The organism is Sulfurovum sp. NBC37-1 (assembly GCF_000010345.1).
Lineage (GTDB): Bacteria > Campylobacterota > Campylobacteria > Campylobacterales > Sulfurovaceae > Sulfurovum.
Window position 1 is genome coordinate 2124046 of sequence record NC_009663.1, and the last position, 14828, is coordinate 2138873.

Here is a 14828-nt window from a genome sequence, read left to right on the forward strand (position 1 = left end):
TTATTATTTACGCTGGCTTAACTGCCAAATTCACCAATTTATTGGGTACGACGATCTCTTTTACGACCTGCATACCCTGTAGCCACTTGTCTCCAGCCTCTTTGGCAGCAGCCAGTATCTCCTCGTTTGATGCACCTGGGCTGACCTCTATTTCGGTCCGTTTCTTGCCACCGATCATAACAACGTAAAGAATACTGTCCTGTATAAAGACCTCCTCTTTGACTTCGAGTACGGCAGCAAGATTCTCTCTGTTGAAAAGTTGTTCACTCAATTCTGCAGTCACATGCGGGATGATCGGTTCGAGCAGATTGAGCATGATGTACATTCCCTCTGCCCAGACATCGCCGTTGTCCTGCTTGTCCAAAGCATTGAGTGCTTCCATACAGGCTGCGATCAGGGTATTGAACGCAAAGGTACTCTCATAGACATCCGTTGATTTCTGCAGAGCCTCATAGACTTTGACACGTGCCAGTTTACTCTCTTTGGATAGCCCGCTGTGGTCGATGTCTATCAGCATGTTGCCTGTTACTTTGCTTTTTCTGTCATAAAGCTTCTTGATGAACCTGAACGCACCTTCTACTGCGGAGTCATTCCACTCCAGCTCTTTTTGCGGCGGTGCGGCAAAGAGGATGAAGAGTCTTGCCGTATCGGCACCGTACTTCTCTACAAGGGCATCCGGGTCAACCGTATTGCCTTTGGACTTGCTCATCTTCGCACCATCCATCAGTACCATCCCCTGCGTCAGGAGTCTTGTGAACGGCTCATCAATGTCATGATGGCCGAGATCACGAAGTACTTTGGTAAAGAAACGTGCATAGAGCAGGTGCAGGATCGCATGTTCGATACCCCCGATGTACTGGTCCACTCCCAGCCAATAGTTTGCATCGTCTTTGTCTATGCCTACCTCTTCCCACTTCTTCGGGTTGGTCGCATAACGGAACTGATACCAGCTTGATTGTACGAAAGTGTCAAGCGTATCGGTCTCGCGTATCGCATCGGCACCGCATTTCGGACAGGAGCAGTGTTTCCATGTCGGATGGTTCTCCAGCGGGTTCCCTTCTCCGGTGATCTCTACATCGTCAGGCAGGGCGACAGGAAGGTTCTCTTTCTTTTCGGGTACCAGTCCGCAGTTGGGACAATGCACGAAAGGAATAGGCGCACCCCAGTAGCGCTGTCGGCTCACACCCCAGTTCCTGAGTTTGTAGTTGGTCGTACCCTTTCCTTTGCCTTCCTCTTCCATGATATTGGTGATCGCAATCTTCGCTTCTTCACTGCCAACACAGGAGAAACGGCCACTGTCCATCAGGTTACCTGTTCCAGTATATGGCAATTCATCACCCCCCTGAATAACACGCTTGATGGGAAGATCATATTTGGTAGCGAATTCGAAGTCACGCTCGTCATGCGCCGGAACGGCCATGACCGCTCCACCGCCGTAGGAGGCCAGTACAAAGTTCGCTGTCCATACCGGTATCTCTTCTCCCGTCAGGGGATGGATCACACTAATCCCCAAAGGATAGCCTTCTTTGCCCTCCTGCGCACGCTCCACTTCGGTCATATTGCTGATTGCCGTAATCTTCTCCGCTACCTCGGCATCCAGCAAACCATGTTCCACCAGGTATTTGGTAATGGGATGCTCTGCTGCCAATGCCGAATAGGTCACACCGTAGATCGTATCGGGACGTGTAGTGAACACTTTGTATCCGTCGAATTTGCCTCCGAGTTTGGCTTTGCTTTCTTTGCTCAGTTTAAACGTGAATTCCAGTCCCTGTGACTTCCCTATCCAGTTACGCTGCATCGCGATGACCTGTGAAGGCCATTTGCCTTCAAGCTGTGCGAGATCATCCAGCAGCTCATCGGCATACTTGATGATGTCCAGATAATACCCCGGCATCTCTTTAAGCTCTACTTCATTGTCGCAGCGCCAGCAGCACCCCTCTTCGACCTGCTCGTTCGCCAGGACCGTATGACAGCTTTCACACCAGTTCACCGTGGTCGATTCGCGGTAAAGCAGCCCCTTCTCGAACATTTCGATAATGAACTTCTGCTCATGTTTGGTATAGAGCGGATCACAGGTAGCGAACTCACGTGTTTTGGAGAAAGAGAGTCCCAGGGTATTCAGCTCTTTGCGCATATAGTCGATATTGCTGTAGGTCCATTCTTTGGGATGGCGTCCATGCTTGATCGCCGCATTCTCGGCAGGCATACCGAAGGCATCCCAGCCAATGGGATGCAGGACATTGAAGTTCTGTTTTCTGTAATAGCGTGCAAAGGCATCGCCAATGGCATAGTTTCTCACATGCCCCATATGCAGACGGCCGCTGGGGAACGGGAACATACTCAGGATATACTTTTTCTTCTGCTCATGCGAATCCGACGGCTCGAAGGCCTGTTCCTCATCCCATTTTTTCTGCCATTTGGCTTCAATCTCATTTGGATTGTAACTCATTGTTTTCTCGCTTCTTGTATGATTATTTAATTGAAAGGATTATATCGAAGATGGGGTTAATGGTTGCTATATTGTCTCTTGCTCCTGGTGTTGTGAGGGCACAACACCCTACGGCAGCAATTTGTAATTGATTGTACTTTTATTATAAAACTGTAGGGTGTTGTCCCCCGACAACACCAATTCATTTAATATTTATCGAAACGTATCACACTGTCGAAGATCACCGGATTCAAATCCACGCTTGAACCACTCTACCCTCTGTTTCGAAGAACCATGGGTAAAGGCATCGGGGCGCACACGCCCGGTCGCTTCTCTCTGCAACCTGTCATCACCTATGGCACTTGCCGCATTGAGGGCTTCATCTATATCTCCAGGCTCAAGCATATGGAATTTTTTCTGGGCGTAGTGCCCCCAGATACCGGCATAGCAGTCCGCCTGCAGTTCCACCCGTACCTGCAGCGCATTGGCTTTTTTGCTGTTGCCGCCCCAACTCTGTTTCATACGCTGTACCTTGTCAAGTGTACCCTGAAGGTCCTGTACATGGTGGCCTATCTCATGTGCCAGTACATAAGCCTGTGCAAAATCTCCCGGTGCATTGTGCCGTTTCGCCAACTCATCGAAAAAACCGAGGTCCAGATAGACCTTCTTGTCTCTTGGACAATAGAAAGGACCCATCTGTGACTGTGCCCCGCCGCAGCCACTTTGCGTATAGCCGCGATACAGGACCATCACCGGTTCTGTGTAGCGCAGTCCGTATTTTGGCAGGATCTGACTCCAGACATCTTCCGTACTTTTCAGCACTTTTTTGATGAACACTGCCCGTTTTTCATCCTCGGCCTTGTTGACCGGCTGGGCAGAATGGCCGCCTATGCCTACCAGCGCCAGCGGATTATAGCCCATCAGATAGGCCGCCACACCCACTCCGATGATCAACAGTCCCAGCTTCGAACGCAGCAACGGCCGGATAAGCGGCCAGAGCATCAGCATCGTACGCATGTCCATCCGTCCACCCCTACCGGTACTGGCACGCCTGTCGTCTACATTACGGCTCTCTTGCTCATCATCCATTCTCATGAAAGACCCTTTATTATTATTTCTTATCTGATTATACCAATCAAAAGTAAAATTTAACTACAATATATGCATTGAAAAATGAGGAGTGTCCGTGTCATTAGCCTTAGCAAGAAAATACCGTCCTGCCACTTTCGATGACCTTATCGGGCAGGATTCCGTCTCGCAGACACTCTCTCTTGCGCTTGACGGGAACAGACTCTCCCATGCCTACCTCTTCTCCGGTCTCAGAGGAAGCGGCAAGACTTCCACGGCCCGTATTTTTGCAAAAGCGCTGCTTTGCGAACAGGGAACGACCTCCCACCCCTGCGGTACCTGCACCCACTGTGTCATGGCAGCGGAGAACCGCCATATGGATATTATAGAAATGGATGCCGCATCCAACAGGGGGATCGACGACATCAAAGATCTCATCGAGCATACCAAGTACAAACCGAGTTCGGCACGATACAAGATCTTCATTATCGATGAAGTCCATATGCTGACCACACAGGCCTTTAACGCTTTGCTCAAAACACTGGAAGAACCACCCGATTTCGTCAAGTTCATTCTGGCAACGACCGATCCGCTGAAACTGCCTGCGACCATTCTTTCACGTACACAGCATTTCAGATTCAAAAAGATCCCGCAGAACCTTGTGCTGAGCCATCTTGAGCACATTATGAACCTTGAAAAGATAGAGTATGAGAAAGAGGCACTTGAGATCATTGCCCGTTCGGGTGCGGGAAGCCTGAGAGACTCCCTTACCCTGCTTGACCAGGCCATCGTCTACTCCAAAAATTTTGTGGATGTCGGTACGGTCACCGGTATGCTCGGGATCATCGAACCCAGCCTGCTTGAGGCACTTCTTGGTAATATTGTAAAAAAGGATACTACGAAGATACTCGAGTTTATTAAGCTAGCATCGGACTATGAAGCGGAGATGATCCTCGATGAACTGACCCTCTATCTCAAGGAACTCCTGCTTACGGGAAGCGGCAAGCTAAATCCAATGATCATTGAGCGTTTTTTCCGTGTCATTGCCGAGTCAAAAAGCCTGCTCGCGTTGGGAAGTGACGGAGAGTTCGTACTCTCACTGGCGCTCTTTAAAATGATGGAAGCCCTTGAGATCAAAGATATCGACACGATGATCCGCGGTCTCGAGAAAGAGCTTAAAGGTGTTGAAGTAAGCGAAATCATGGTCTCCACACCGGTTCCGGACCTTTCCACACCCTCAGAAGTCATTACCATCACCGAAGAGGATATATTAACTCCGTCACAGACGGAGAGCGTTCAGCGTTCAGCGTTCAGCGCTGAAAAGGAAGAAGAAACAACTGAACCATTACCAAAAACTTCTCCTGAAAATACAATAAAAGAACAAAACAGACCGGAAGAAACCGTAGGTCGGGGTGCCCCCACTCCTACGATGAAACCAGATAAACAAACAGTATCTGAAGAAACTACTGAACAGGAACAAAAATCTCCGGAGACACCAGTCACGGAAGCACCAAAGGCAAAAGAAGAAACCCAAATAACAGCTGCACCCTCCCTCAACGCTCAACGCTCAACGCTAAACACTGACAAGTTCAAAGAACTTGTTTCAAAGATCTATGATAGAAACTATGAACTGGGAAGCTGCTTTGAGCGAAACATCGAATTTGAAAGTTTTTCCGACAATAAACTAACATGGAACTCCACCGCAGAAGGTGACGACAAAAAGATGCTCATCAACAACTGGGGCCTCATCAACATGTTCGTCAAAGACCTTTTCGGCTTTGAGACCAAAATAGTCAATATCGCTAAAAAAAAAACGATAACAACGAGCAATGAAGAGGTAGCAGATAGCAACGAAAGGCCTGATTCACAAAAAATTTCTTCCCTAAGCGCTCAACACTCAACACTCAATGCCGAATCACCTAAACAGATCCATAACGATGCAAACAGCGGTTCCATGATCGAAGAGTTGGAGATGAAAAGTTCCTGTATCGCTCCCGATGCCGGGGAAACGGAAGCAGCCAAAGAGAAAGATCCTTCAACACTGCTGGAAGAACCTATGGTCAAGGCAGCCATGGAACTTTTGAACCCCAAGAAGGTCAGAATAAAGAAAAATGTATAAATGGTGCGTGTTTACGCACCCTAAGATTCCTGCCAGGCCTTGGTCACGATCTTGGGTCTGTCGTCATAGATCTTGATCTTCTCCGCATCAATACACCTGCCATTCTCATCCAACTCAAAAACGACCATCTGAAAGATCGCTTTACACTTGTCCGGTACATCAAAATGTCCGCCAAGACCGGTTAAAAAGCGTTTTATAGGAACTTCTGTATCCATACCAATCACCCCATCCCTACAACCTGTCAGGCCTACATCAGTCACATAACAGCAGCCTTCCGCAATATGCAGATCATCCGTCGCCACATGGGTATGTGTCCCCAAGATGGCAGAAACATCCTCTTTAAGCATATGAAGCAGTGCCTGTTTTTCACTGGAAGCTTCGGCATGCATATCGATAATGATATGCCGGGCACCCTCTGCCTTCAGTTCTTCAACGATACCTTTGATCATCGTAAAAGGATTGTCCACCATAGGCATCGTATAATATCCCATCAGGTTGATCACGGCCAATTCCCTACCCAACAGTGTTGTTCTAAAAAGACCTTCACCCGGTGTCTCTCTGGGATAGTTCACGGGACGGATAAGCGGATAGTCCCCAAAAAGATTCAGGATCTCTTTTTTATCAAAACTGTGATTCCCCCCGCTCATCATATCGATACCGTATCCCAGCAGTTCATCACAGTTCTTCTGCGTCAGCCCGAAACCGTGCGAAGCGTTCTCATAATTGGCGATGGTAAAATCGATGAAGTGTTCCTGCTGCAGACGCCTGAGATGCCGCTTGATCATTAACCGACCGGGCTTACCGACCACATCCCCTATAAATCCGATTTTCAAATATAAGCCTTTTTACTGAAAAACATGCTGTATCTTTTGTAAGGTCTTTCTACCTACTTTTTTTATAAAAAGTAGACAAAAAAGCGTCACTTCGCAAGTGTGCTTCGCTGCTCTCGGCGTGTTGCTACGCAATATTGCACGCCTTCGCATCGGCACACCAAATGCTCAGTGACAAAGAATAAATACTGAACGCTAAGCGCTTAACGCTGAACGCTCTCCCCGGCAAACGGCAACAATGCGCTTGCCCAGGTGAGCCCACCGCCAAAAGTATCGAGCAACATCAGATCACCGGTCTTCAGTCTGCCCGATTCCCAGATCTCATTAATAGCCATAGGAATGGATGCTGCAGATGTATTTCCATATTTCCCAACTGTCAGTACCACCTGGTCTTCACGCATCTTCAAAGCATCGCCTACCGCTTTGATAATACGGTAATTTGCCTGATGCGGAATGAAATGAGGGATATCACCTGAATCGATCTTGTTTTTTGCCAGGATCTCTTTGACATCTTTCGTCAGGGTCTTGACTGCCAGTTTAAAAGTCTCATTCCCCTTCATCTGTACAAAATTCAGTCCCTCATCGATCACTTTCTGGCTTGCAGGGTTGATCGCTCCCGGAGCCGGTGTTACCAGGAAATCCGCATACGATCCATCCGCAGAGGCATGAACATCAATGAAACCTTCTTCTTTCTTATCTGTTGCCGAGATTATTGCTGCACCGGCACCGTCTCCGAAAAGGATACAGGTGCTTCTGTCCGTATAATCCACCACTGAGGAGAATTTCTCCGCTCCGATGATCAGTACATTCTTCTTCATGCCCGATTCAATGAAAGCCTTCGCAACAGTAAGCAGATAGACAAAGCCGCTGCATGCCGCAGAAATATCAAAGGCCTGAACATTTCTGATTCCCAGTTTATCAGAAATGATACAGGCGGTTGAAGGCATATTGAAATAGTCTGGTGTCACTGTTGCACAGAGTACAAGATCAATATCTTCTTTCTCTATCCCTGCACGTTCGATCGCCAGTTTCGCTGCTTTGGCACCCATGTCACTGGTATACTCATCGTCAGCTGCAATATGTCTCTCTTTGATACCTGTACGTTTTACGATCCACTCATCAGTAGTATCTACCATTTTTTCAAGATCTGCATTACTTAAGATCTTTGAGGGGACATAGGCACCGATCGAACGGAAGGAAGCATAGACTGGCTTAGTTTGTGACATAGTTATCCTTAGCAAAATAATAGCTGTATTTTACCATAATATTCTAAGGGCACCACTAAGGAGGGTTCTAAAAAAGGGGTTTGGGAAAGCAAAAAGAGCTACACTCCTGCTACAAAGAGTAAGAGTATAACGTCAAAAATCGTCTCTGATTATTCTTTTTCGCTGAGCAGTTCTTCAATCTGGGAGTTGACACCTGACTCTGTAAAGAGGATCGCCTGGAAGATGGCATTTTTGATCGCTTTGGCATTGGAAGCTCCGTGCGATACGATGGCACAGCCATCCACTCCAAGCAGTGGTGCACCACCGTATTCGTCTTTATCAACCTGTCTTTTCATATTGGCAAAAACTTTTTTTCGCATCATCAGCGCACCGATCTTTGCCGGCAGTGACTTACGGATATACTGTTTCATCAGTTCGAAAACAGTCGTGACAACACCTTCACTGGCTTTAAGCATGATATTTCCCGTGAAACCGTCACAGACAACCACATCCACCTTGCCGTTAAAAATATCTTTCCCTTCAACATTCCCGACAAATCCTCGGAGGTTCTTGAGAAGGACAAACGCTTCTTTTGTCAGGGCATTCCCCTTGCTGTCCTCTGAACCGTTCGAAAGCAGGCCGACACGGGGATTTCTAATATTGAGTATCTTTTCCACATAGGCTTCACCCATGGCACCGAACTCATACAGGTTCTGCGGCGTACAGTCTGTCACCGCACCTACATCCAACACAAGGGTTTTATTCTTCCCCAGACTTGGCATCAAAGTTGCCAAAGCCGGCTTGGAAATATGTGGCAGACGCCCCATACGCAATGTCGCCAGTGTCATCGTCGCACCGCTATGTCCGGCGGAAAGTACAGCATCGGCTTCCTTGTTGCGCACCAGTTCTACCGCTTTGTAAATGGAAGAATCTTTGCGTTTAAGCGCATTGGTTGCCTGATCGCTCATATCGATCACATCCGTTGCTTCTACGATCTCTACTTTGTCTATGTAATATTGGGGGAGTAGTGAGAGGATCTCTTCTTTATCGCCTACAAGAATAGGCTGGAATGTTTTCTCTTCAAGTGCCTGAACGACACCTTCAATGATAGGTTCGGGACCGAAATCCCCACCCATTGCATCAATTGCAATTCTAATCATTGCTATTATGCTTTGGTCGTTTTGTACTCACCGGTTGTCATGTTCATGTGGTGAGGCATTCTCCATGTTCCGTCTGCATCTTTTACAGGCATAGGAAGTGTCAACTTGTAGTGTGTTCTTCTTTTCGCTGCTCTTGTATGACTCACTCGTCTCTTAGGTACTGCCATGGTATATCCTTTATGTAAATTTTAGTATTCTATCTCAAAGTCTTCATCGCTGTCATCGCATTTACTGCAGTAGTGATAACTCTCTTTGAGTGCATTAATTTCACTTTCAAGAATGTACGTAAGGTCTATTACGCCATCTAAAAACTCAATTATATCCAAATCATCTTTATCTTCTGAGAACATATCGCTCAACGTGAGCTTGAGTGCATAGTCTGCCGGGGAGGTATATGTCACCCCGCATCTGTCGCAATCAAGCTCTAATTGTCCATATACGTTCGCATCCAGAAGTACACGATGATAACCGCTTTTTTGTAAGATTCCTGCCATTTGGATCCCTCGAACCTCAAGTTCAAAAGGTTTGGCTGTGGAACCGATCTTGTCAAAAACTATTTTCAAGTTTTTGCTTAGTGAATTTCTCTTTTTGCAAAGAAGAAGTTGATCTCAATCTCTGCATTCTCAACAGAGTCACTTCCGTGAACCGCATTGGCATCGATGCTGTCAGCAAAATCTGCTCTGATCGTACCAGGTTCAGCTTCTGCTGGGTTTGTTGCTCCCATCAGCTCTCTGTTCTTTGCCATAGCATTTTCACCTTCGAGTACTGTTACAACAACAGGCCCTGAGATCATAAAGTCTACGAGATCCTTAAAGAAAGGTCTTTCAGCGTGGATCGCATAAAATGCTTCAGCGTCAACTCTTGAAAGTCTTGTTTTCTTTGTTGCTGCGATTCTTAGTCCAGCTGCTTCAAATCTTGCAAGGATCTGTCCTATAACATTCTTTGCTACTGCATCCGGTTTAATGATCGATAATGTCTGTTCCATACTTCATTCCTAAGCGATAATTTACTTTATAGACCTGCTACTAAAGTATTAGGGCGGGATTATACTGAAATATGTTTTAAAGATTTATTAAAATAAGTTAAATTTGGATAAGCTTGAAATTCTTCTGAAAAAAAGTTTCATATAATATGCCAAGTGACACATATATTTTCGACGGAGAAAATCCGTCGAAAAAGGGAAGAGCAAATTAGTCTTCGATGACTGGCTCGCCTTTTGCCCCTCTGTTCTCTGCTGTTGGCATACCTTCAACTGGATCATCCCACTGGATACAACCCTCCGTTGGACATGCTTCTGCACATGCAGGAACATCATGGTATCCTACACACTCAACACATTTATCAGGATATACATAATAGATCTCTTCTCCCGTTGGGTTATCATCCTCATCTACAATTGCTTCTACCGGACATTCGTCAATACAAGCTGCACAGTTGATACAAATATCTGTAATAATTACTGCCATCTATTTCTCCTTTAATTGAATATGCTCAAACTATATCAAAAGATTTTTAAGAAATCCTTTAATATTTTAATAATTTTCATAATTCCGGCATTTCTTGGAATATCCCCGCACACCGGGACTTTCCTAATTGATAATGACTATATTTATAGTCCCAGGAATGCCTTGATCTCATCGACTTTATCGATCTTTTCCCAGGAAAACCCCATATCTTCCCTTCCAAAGTGTCCATAGGCTGCTGTCTTCTTATAGATTGGCTTCAAAAGGTCCAGGGAATCAATGATACCTTTTGGAGTCAGATCAAAAAGGGATTCCACACAGGATACGATCTTCTCTTCATCTATATGTGCTGTTCCATGTGTATCAACATAGATCGAAACCGGCTTTGCCACACCGATGGCGTATGCTACCTGAAGCGTCGCCTTATCGCAGGCGCCGGCCGCTACCAGGTTCTTTGCCACATAGCGTGCAGCATAGGCAGCGGAACGGTCCACTTTCGTAGGGTCTTTCCCCGAGAACGCTCCACCGCCGTGAGGGCAGCTCCCCCCATAGGTATCTACGATGATCTTACGTCCTGTTAGACCAGCATCTCCCTGAGGCCCTCCGATCACAAAACGTCCGGTCGGGTTGATATGGTAGGTGATATCCGAAATATCGATATCGTATGTTGCCAATACAGGATCGATCACCTCTTCTTTGACCGCTTTTTGCACCTGCTCAAGTGAAACAGTCTCATGGTGCTGTGTTGATACGACGATGGTATCTACCGCCACGGGTTTTCCGTCAACATATTTGACAGAAACCTGTGCCTTGCCGTCGGGGCGAAGGAACGGGACCGTCCCATTCTTGCGGACAGCGGCCAGCTTACGTGTAATATGGTGTGCCAGCGAGATAGGAAGTGGCATCAGCTCTTTTGTCTCTTTACAGGCATATCCGAACATCAAGCCCTGATCACCTGCACCGATCTCCCCGCCCTTCTGGTCTACCCCAACATTGATATCGGGTGACTGTTCACCGATACCGTTGAGCACACCGGCACTTCTATAGTCAAATCCGTATGCTGCATCGGTATATCCGATCTCACGTACGACCTCTCTCGCAATTTCTTGCATCGGTGCATAGGCAGCTGTTTTCAACTCGCCTGCAATAACACAAAAACCATTACTCAACAACGTCTCGCAGGCGACTCTTGCCTGCGGATCTCTTTCAATGATGTAATCCAGGATCGCATCAGAGATCTGGTCAGCCATTTTATCCGGGTGACCTTCGGTTACCGATTCACTTGTAAAAATGTATTCGTTAGCCATTTTTTATTTCCTTTAGATAATAAGTAAGTTCGTCCACTGTCACTGAACTTAAATAAATATCTAGGTAGAGATATTTATTCAAATCCAGAATCGGTGCGTGTTACGCACCTTACGATCATTTCTGGTTTTTAATTTTTTCATTCACCCTTGCAGCAAGCTGCTCAGGCAGAAGCCCCAGGCTCTCTTCCACCAGTTTCGTATTACCATGCGTAATGAATGCATCATCATACTCAAAAGAAGTTAACGCTATATCCAATATCTTTTTTTGGCTCAGGAGTTCGAGTATTGCCGAACCCACACCGCCCATCTTGGCAGAGTCGGAGAAGACGAACCAATTTTTATAGTTCTGTGCCAGTGTTACCAGCATCTCCTCATCGAGCGGTTTGACGAAGCGAAGATCGAGTATCGTAGGCTTTTTTCCCATCAGTTCCGCCACCTTCTGTGCACGTCCGACACCGTTTCCATACCCGATGAAAAGAATCTCTTCTTCCCCTTCCTGCAAGAGATCAGCTTTCCCCAGTTCAAATGGCGGTGCGCTGCAGTCATCGGCGATGAAGGCTCCCCTTGGGTACCTGAAAGCACAGGGGCGATCGTATGTTTTAGCAAACTGCATCGTCAGTTTCATAGTCGTTTCATTATAAGGTGCCAACAGTGTCATATTGGGTATCGCTCTAAGATAGGAGATATCGAATGCTCCCTGATGTGTCTCACCATCCTCGCCGACGATTCCTGCGCGGTCCAGTGCAAACACAACTCCGAGATCCATCAAAGCGATATCGTGGATAACCTGGTCATATCCTCTTTGTAAAAATGTGGAATAGATCGTACAGAAAGGCTTGAACCCCTCTTTTGCCAACGGCCCCATGGAAGTGACCGCATGCTGTTCCGCAATGGCGACATCCCAGAAACGTTCAGGGTATTTTTCCATTACCGCGCTCATACCTGTACCACTTGGCATTGCAGCCGTCACCCCTACGACCTTCTCATCTTCATCGGCAAAAGAGAGAAGAGTTTCGGAGAAAATCGCCGTAGCCGATTTCGAGCCGCTCTTTTTTGCAGATTCACCTGTTTTAAGATCGAAGGCACCGACACCATGCCAATGTTCCTTCGTTCCCTCTGCTAACTCGTACCCTTTGCCTTTGGTAGTCTGGGCATGGATGATCACAGGTTTACCAAAAGCCTTGGCCACTTCCATCGTTTCGATCAGTGTTTCTATATCATGTCCATCCACCGGTCCGATATACTCGATACCCATTTCTTCAAAAAGGATACCAGGCGTGATAAGTTTGAACGATTCTTCAAAACGTTTTGCCATATAGGCTGCACCATCGGGAAAATGGTCGAGTACTTTTTCTACTTTGCCTTTGAATTTCTGGTAGAACGAGCCCGCCATCGTTTGGGAAAGGAGCTTTGAGATCGCTCCGATCGGTTTGGCGATACTCATCTCGTTATCGTTCAAAATGATCACCACAGGATATTTTCTGTCCCCGAGTTCATTGAGTGCTTCATAGACCATTCCTGCACTCATACTGCCGTCACCGATGAACGCTACCGGAATACGGTCTTCGCCTTTAAGCGCGATCGCTTTGGCTGCACCCACTGACAGAGAGATGGAAGTTGAACTGTGTCCTGCCACATAATAGTCATAGGGTGATTCGCTCGGTTTGGTATAGCCCGAAAGTCCACCGAATTGTCGCAGGGTATCAAAGCGGTCCCATCTGTCCGTAAGCAGTTTGTGCGCATAAGCCTGGTGGCTTACATCGAAGATAAACGGGTCTTTTTTAACATCAAAGACTTTGTGCATAGCAACGATCAGGTCCACTGCACCCATCGTCGAGCTTAGATGTCCACCATTCTGACTCACAGTCGTCAGTATTTTCTCCCTGATCTTTTCTGACAGGGTATTGAGTTCTTCTATGCTGTATGCGCTGATATCTGTCATTTTATCTCTTTTTCCATATAGGCGTTCATCAGTTTTTTGGCAAAGCTTATCTGGATATCATCATAGGATAATCCCAGGTTCTCCGCGATCTCTTTCAATTCTTTTTTACTGACCCTCTTACACAGTTTCTTCTCTACACCCTGTACGGTAAAAAGGTGCAGGTCAATCGGCTTCACTTCCACCTCTTCCGCCCGTACCACTGTTACTTTTTTCAAGAGATGACCTCAGCAAAATGTCTGAAGAAAACATCATTCTGCACTTCAGTACCGATCGTGATACGTACACCGTTCATCCCATAGGAAGCAAGATTTCGGATGATCACTCCTCTTTTGAGCAACGCATCAGATATCTGAGTCGAATCAAGATTCTCGTCAAACAGATAGGTAATAAAATTCGTATAACTCTCTATGTAACTTATACCATTTTCTTTGGCAAACGTTTCATACCGTTTGATCTGCTCCTGATGCAATGCGATAGATGCTTCAACAAATGAATCATCCTTGCAGGCTTCAATAGCAACCAAAAGGGAGAGTGTCGTGATATTGAAAGGCGGCCGCATCTTATACAACTCTTTAATAAGCTTTGCCTGCGCAATACCATAGCCTACACGCATGCCGCCAAGACCATGTGCTTTTGAAAATGTACCCAGATAGATCACATTTTCATACTTTAAAAGATCGGTTGGTGCTATGGCATGTTTTTGATCCTTCGCAGCAGCATATTCCATATAAGCCCCATCCACAACAACCAAAGTATCTTTGTCGACACCCTCTATGATCTTCAGTACTTCTTCTCTGCTTGTCGCATCACCTGTCGGGTTGTTTGGTGTACAGATATAGATGATTTTCGGCTTATAGGTATGATATGCTTCTATAAATTCATCATATTTATGTTCATAACTCTCTGTTCTTATTATTTTGGCACCCATCTGTTTTGCATAGATCTCATACATGGCAAAGGTCACTGCAGACATCAGTACAGAAGACGCTTCATTCAAAAGAGCTCTGGAAATGAACTCCAACACCTGGTCCGATCCCGCACCGATAATAATATTCTCATCTTCAACATCAAATTTCCGGCTGAGTGCCTCCTTGAGCTCGAACATGCTGTCATCCGGATAAAGATGTGCTATATCTGCATTAGATCTTATTACCTTTGTTATTGCAGGGTTTGTTCCAATAGGATTTTCATTCGAAGCAAGTTTGACTACGTCTTTCGGAGCAATACCAAATTCACGCACTACCAGTTCTATCGGCTTACCTGCTTCATAGGTCTGAATGTTCTCCAGCACTTTATTAAATTTCAT

The 14828-nt window shown here is 46.2% G+C and carries 14 protein-coding genes; 1 reads left to right on the top strand and 13 read right to left on the bottom strand.

The window, feature by feature from the left end; genetic code table 11:
* Positions 1-7: 7 nt before the first annotated feature.
* Together leuS and SUN_RS10605 are read right to left on the bottom strand one after the other, a co-directional pair.
* Positions 8-2449: a leucine--tRNA ligase gene (gene leuS, locus SUN_RS10600; RefSeq protein WP_012083806.1), complete on the bottom strand. Its 2442-nt coding sequence runs from the start codon at positions 2447-2449 to the stop codon at positions 8-10.
* A gap of 192 nt (positions 2450-2641) precedes the next feature.
* Positions 2642-3523 (bottom strand): KPN_02809 family neutral zinc metallopeptidase, encoded by an 882-nt coding sequence (locus tag SUN_RS10605; RefSeq protein ID WP_012083807.1) that lies wholly within the window; start codon positions 3521-3523, stop codon positions 2642-2644.
* A 91-nt stretch (positions 3524-3614) separates the two neighbouring features.
* Between SUN_RS10605 and SUN_RS10610 the strand changes: the two genes are divergently transcribed.
* Positions 3615-5615: a DNA polymerase III subunit gamma/tau gene (locus SUN_RS10610; protein ID WP_012083808.1), complete on the top strand. Its 2001-nt coding sequence runs from the start codon at positions 3615-3617 to the stop codon at positions 5613-5615.
* Between the two features lie 20 nt (positions 5616-5635).
* Here SUN_RS10610 and SUN_RS10615 read toward each other — a convergent pair whose 3' ends face one another.
* The 11 genes from SUN_RS10615 to hisC form a co-directional block, all read right to left on the bottom strand.
* Entirely contained in the window at positions 5636-6448 is an 813-nt protein-coding gene (locus SUN_RS10615) for a TIGR00282 family metallophosphoesterase (protein ID WP_012083809.1), read from the bottom strand.
* Positions 6449-6648: 200 nt separating this feature from the next.
* Complete coding sequence (locus SUN_RS10620; protein WP_012083810.1) at positions 6649-7671, bottom strand: beta-ketoacyl-ACP synthase III; 1023 nt, start codon at positions 7669-7671, stop codon at positions 6649-6651.
* 149 nt (positions 7672-7820) lie between these two features.
* Positions 7821-8810, bottom strand: coding sequence for a phosphate acyltransferase PlsX (plsX, locus tag SUN_RS10625; RefSeq protein WP_012083811.1), 990 nt, complete (start codon positions 8808-8810; stop codon positions 7821-7823).
* 5 nt (positions 8811-8815) lie between these two features.
* Entirely contained in the window at positions 8816-8977 is a 162-nt protein-coding gene (rpmF, locus tag SUN_RS10630; RefSeq protein ID WP_012083812.1) for a 50S ribosomal protein L32, read from the bottom strand.
* Between the two features lie 21 nt (positions 8978-8998).
* Positions 8999-9373, bottom strand: a complete 375-nt coding sequence (locus SUN_RS10635) for a hypothetical protein (RefSeq protein ID WP_012083813.1) — start codon at positions 9371-9373, stop codon at positions 8999-9001.
* Positions 9374-9381: 8 nt separating this feature from the next.
* Entirely contained in the window at positions 9382-9795 is a 414-nt protein-coding gene (gene ndk, locus SUN_RS10640; protein WP_012083814.1) for a nucleoside-diphosphate kinase, read from the bottom strand.
* A gap of 205 nt (positions 9796-10000) precedes the next feature.
* Entirely contained in the window at positions 10001-10276 is a 276-nt protein-coding gene (locus SUN_RS10645; RefSeq protein ID WP_012083815.1) for a 4Fe-4S dicluster domain-containing protein, read from the bottom strand.
* Between the two features lie 143 nt (positions 10277-10419).
* On the bottom strand, positions 10420-11580 hold the full coding sequence (gene metK, locus SUN_RS10650) for a methionine adenosyltransferase (protein WP_012083816.1): 1161 nt from the start codon (positions 11578-11580) through the stop codon (positions 10420-10422).
* A gap of 115 nt (positions 11581-11695) precedes the next feature.
* Positions 11696-13522, bottom strand: a complete 1827-nt coding sequence (gene dxs / locus SUN_RS10655; RefSeq protein WP_012083817.1) for a 1-deoxy-D-xylulose-5-phosphate synthase — start codon at positions 13520-13522, stop codon at positions 11696-11698.
* Positions 13519-13737: a hypothetical protein gene (locus SUN_RS10660; RefSeq protein WP_041672760.1), complete on the bottom strand. Its 219-nt coding sequence runs from the start codon at positions 13735-13737 to the stop codon at positions 13519-13521. The genes dxs and SUN_RS10660 overlap by 4 nt, the downstream gene beginning before the upstream one ends.
* Positions 13734-14828 (bottom strand): histidinol-phosphate transaminase, encoded by a 1095-nt coding sequence (hisC, locus tag SUN_RS10665; protein ID WP_012083818.1) that lies wholly within the window; start codon positions 14826-14828, stop codon positions 13734-13736. The genes SUN_RS10660 and hisC overlap by 4 nt, the downstream gene beginning before the upstream one ends.

What these genes read in the sequence shown, in the direction of transcription:
- leuS (WP_012083806.1), bottom strand. Translation starts at nt 2,449, where the DNA reads ATGAGTTACAATCCAAATGAGATTGAAGCCAAATGGCAGAAAAAATGG.
- SUN_RS10645 (WP_012083815.1), bottom strand. Translation starts at nt 10,276, where the DNA reads ATGGCAGTAATTATTACAGATATTTGTATCAACTGTGCAGCTTGTATT.
- SUN_RS10620 (WP_012083810.1), bottom strand. Translation starts at nt 7,671, where the DNA reads ATGTCACAAACTAAGCCAGTCTATGCTTCCTTCCGTTCGATCGGTGCC.
- hisC (WP_012083818.1), bottom strand. Translation starts at nt 14,828, where the DNA reads ATGAAATTTAATAAAGTGCTGGAGAACATTCAGACCTATGAAGCAGGT.
- ndk (WP_012083814.1), bottom strand. Translation starts at nt 9,795, where the DNA reads ATGGAACAGACATTATCGATCATTAAACCGGATGCAGTAGCAAAGAAT.
- SUN_RS10605 (WP_012083807.1), bottom strand. Translation starts at nt 3,523, where the DNA reads ATGAGAATGGATGATGAGCAAGAGAGCCGTAATGTAGACGACAGGCGT.
- rpmF (WP_012083812.1), bottom strand. Translation starts at nt 8,977, where the DNA reads ATGGCAGTACCTAAGAGACGAGTGAGTCATACAAGAGCAGCGAAAAGA.
- metK (WP_012083816.1), bottom strand. Translation starts at nt 11,580, where the DNA reads ATGGCTAACGAATACATTTTTACAAGTGAATCGGTAACCGAAGGTCAC.
- dxs (WP_012083817.1), bottom strand. Translation starts at nt 13,522, where the DNA reads ATGACAGATATCAGCGCATACAGCATAGAAGAACTCAATACCCTGTCA.
- plsX (WP_012083811.1), bottom strand. Translation starts at nt 8,810, where the DNA reads ATGATTAGAATTGCAATTGATGCAATGGGTGGGGATTTCGGTCCCGAA.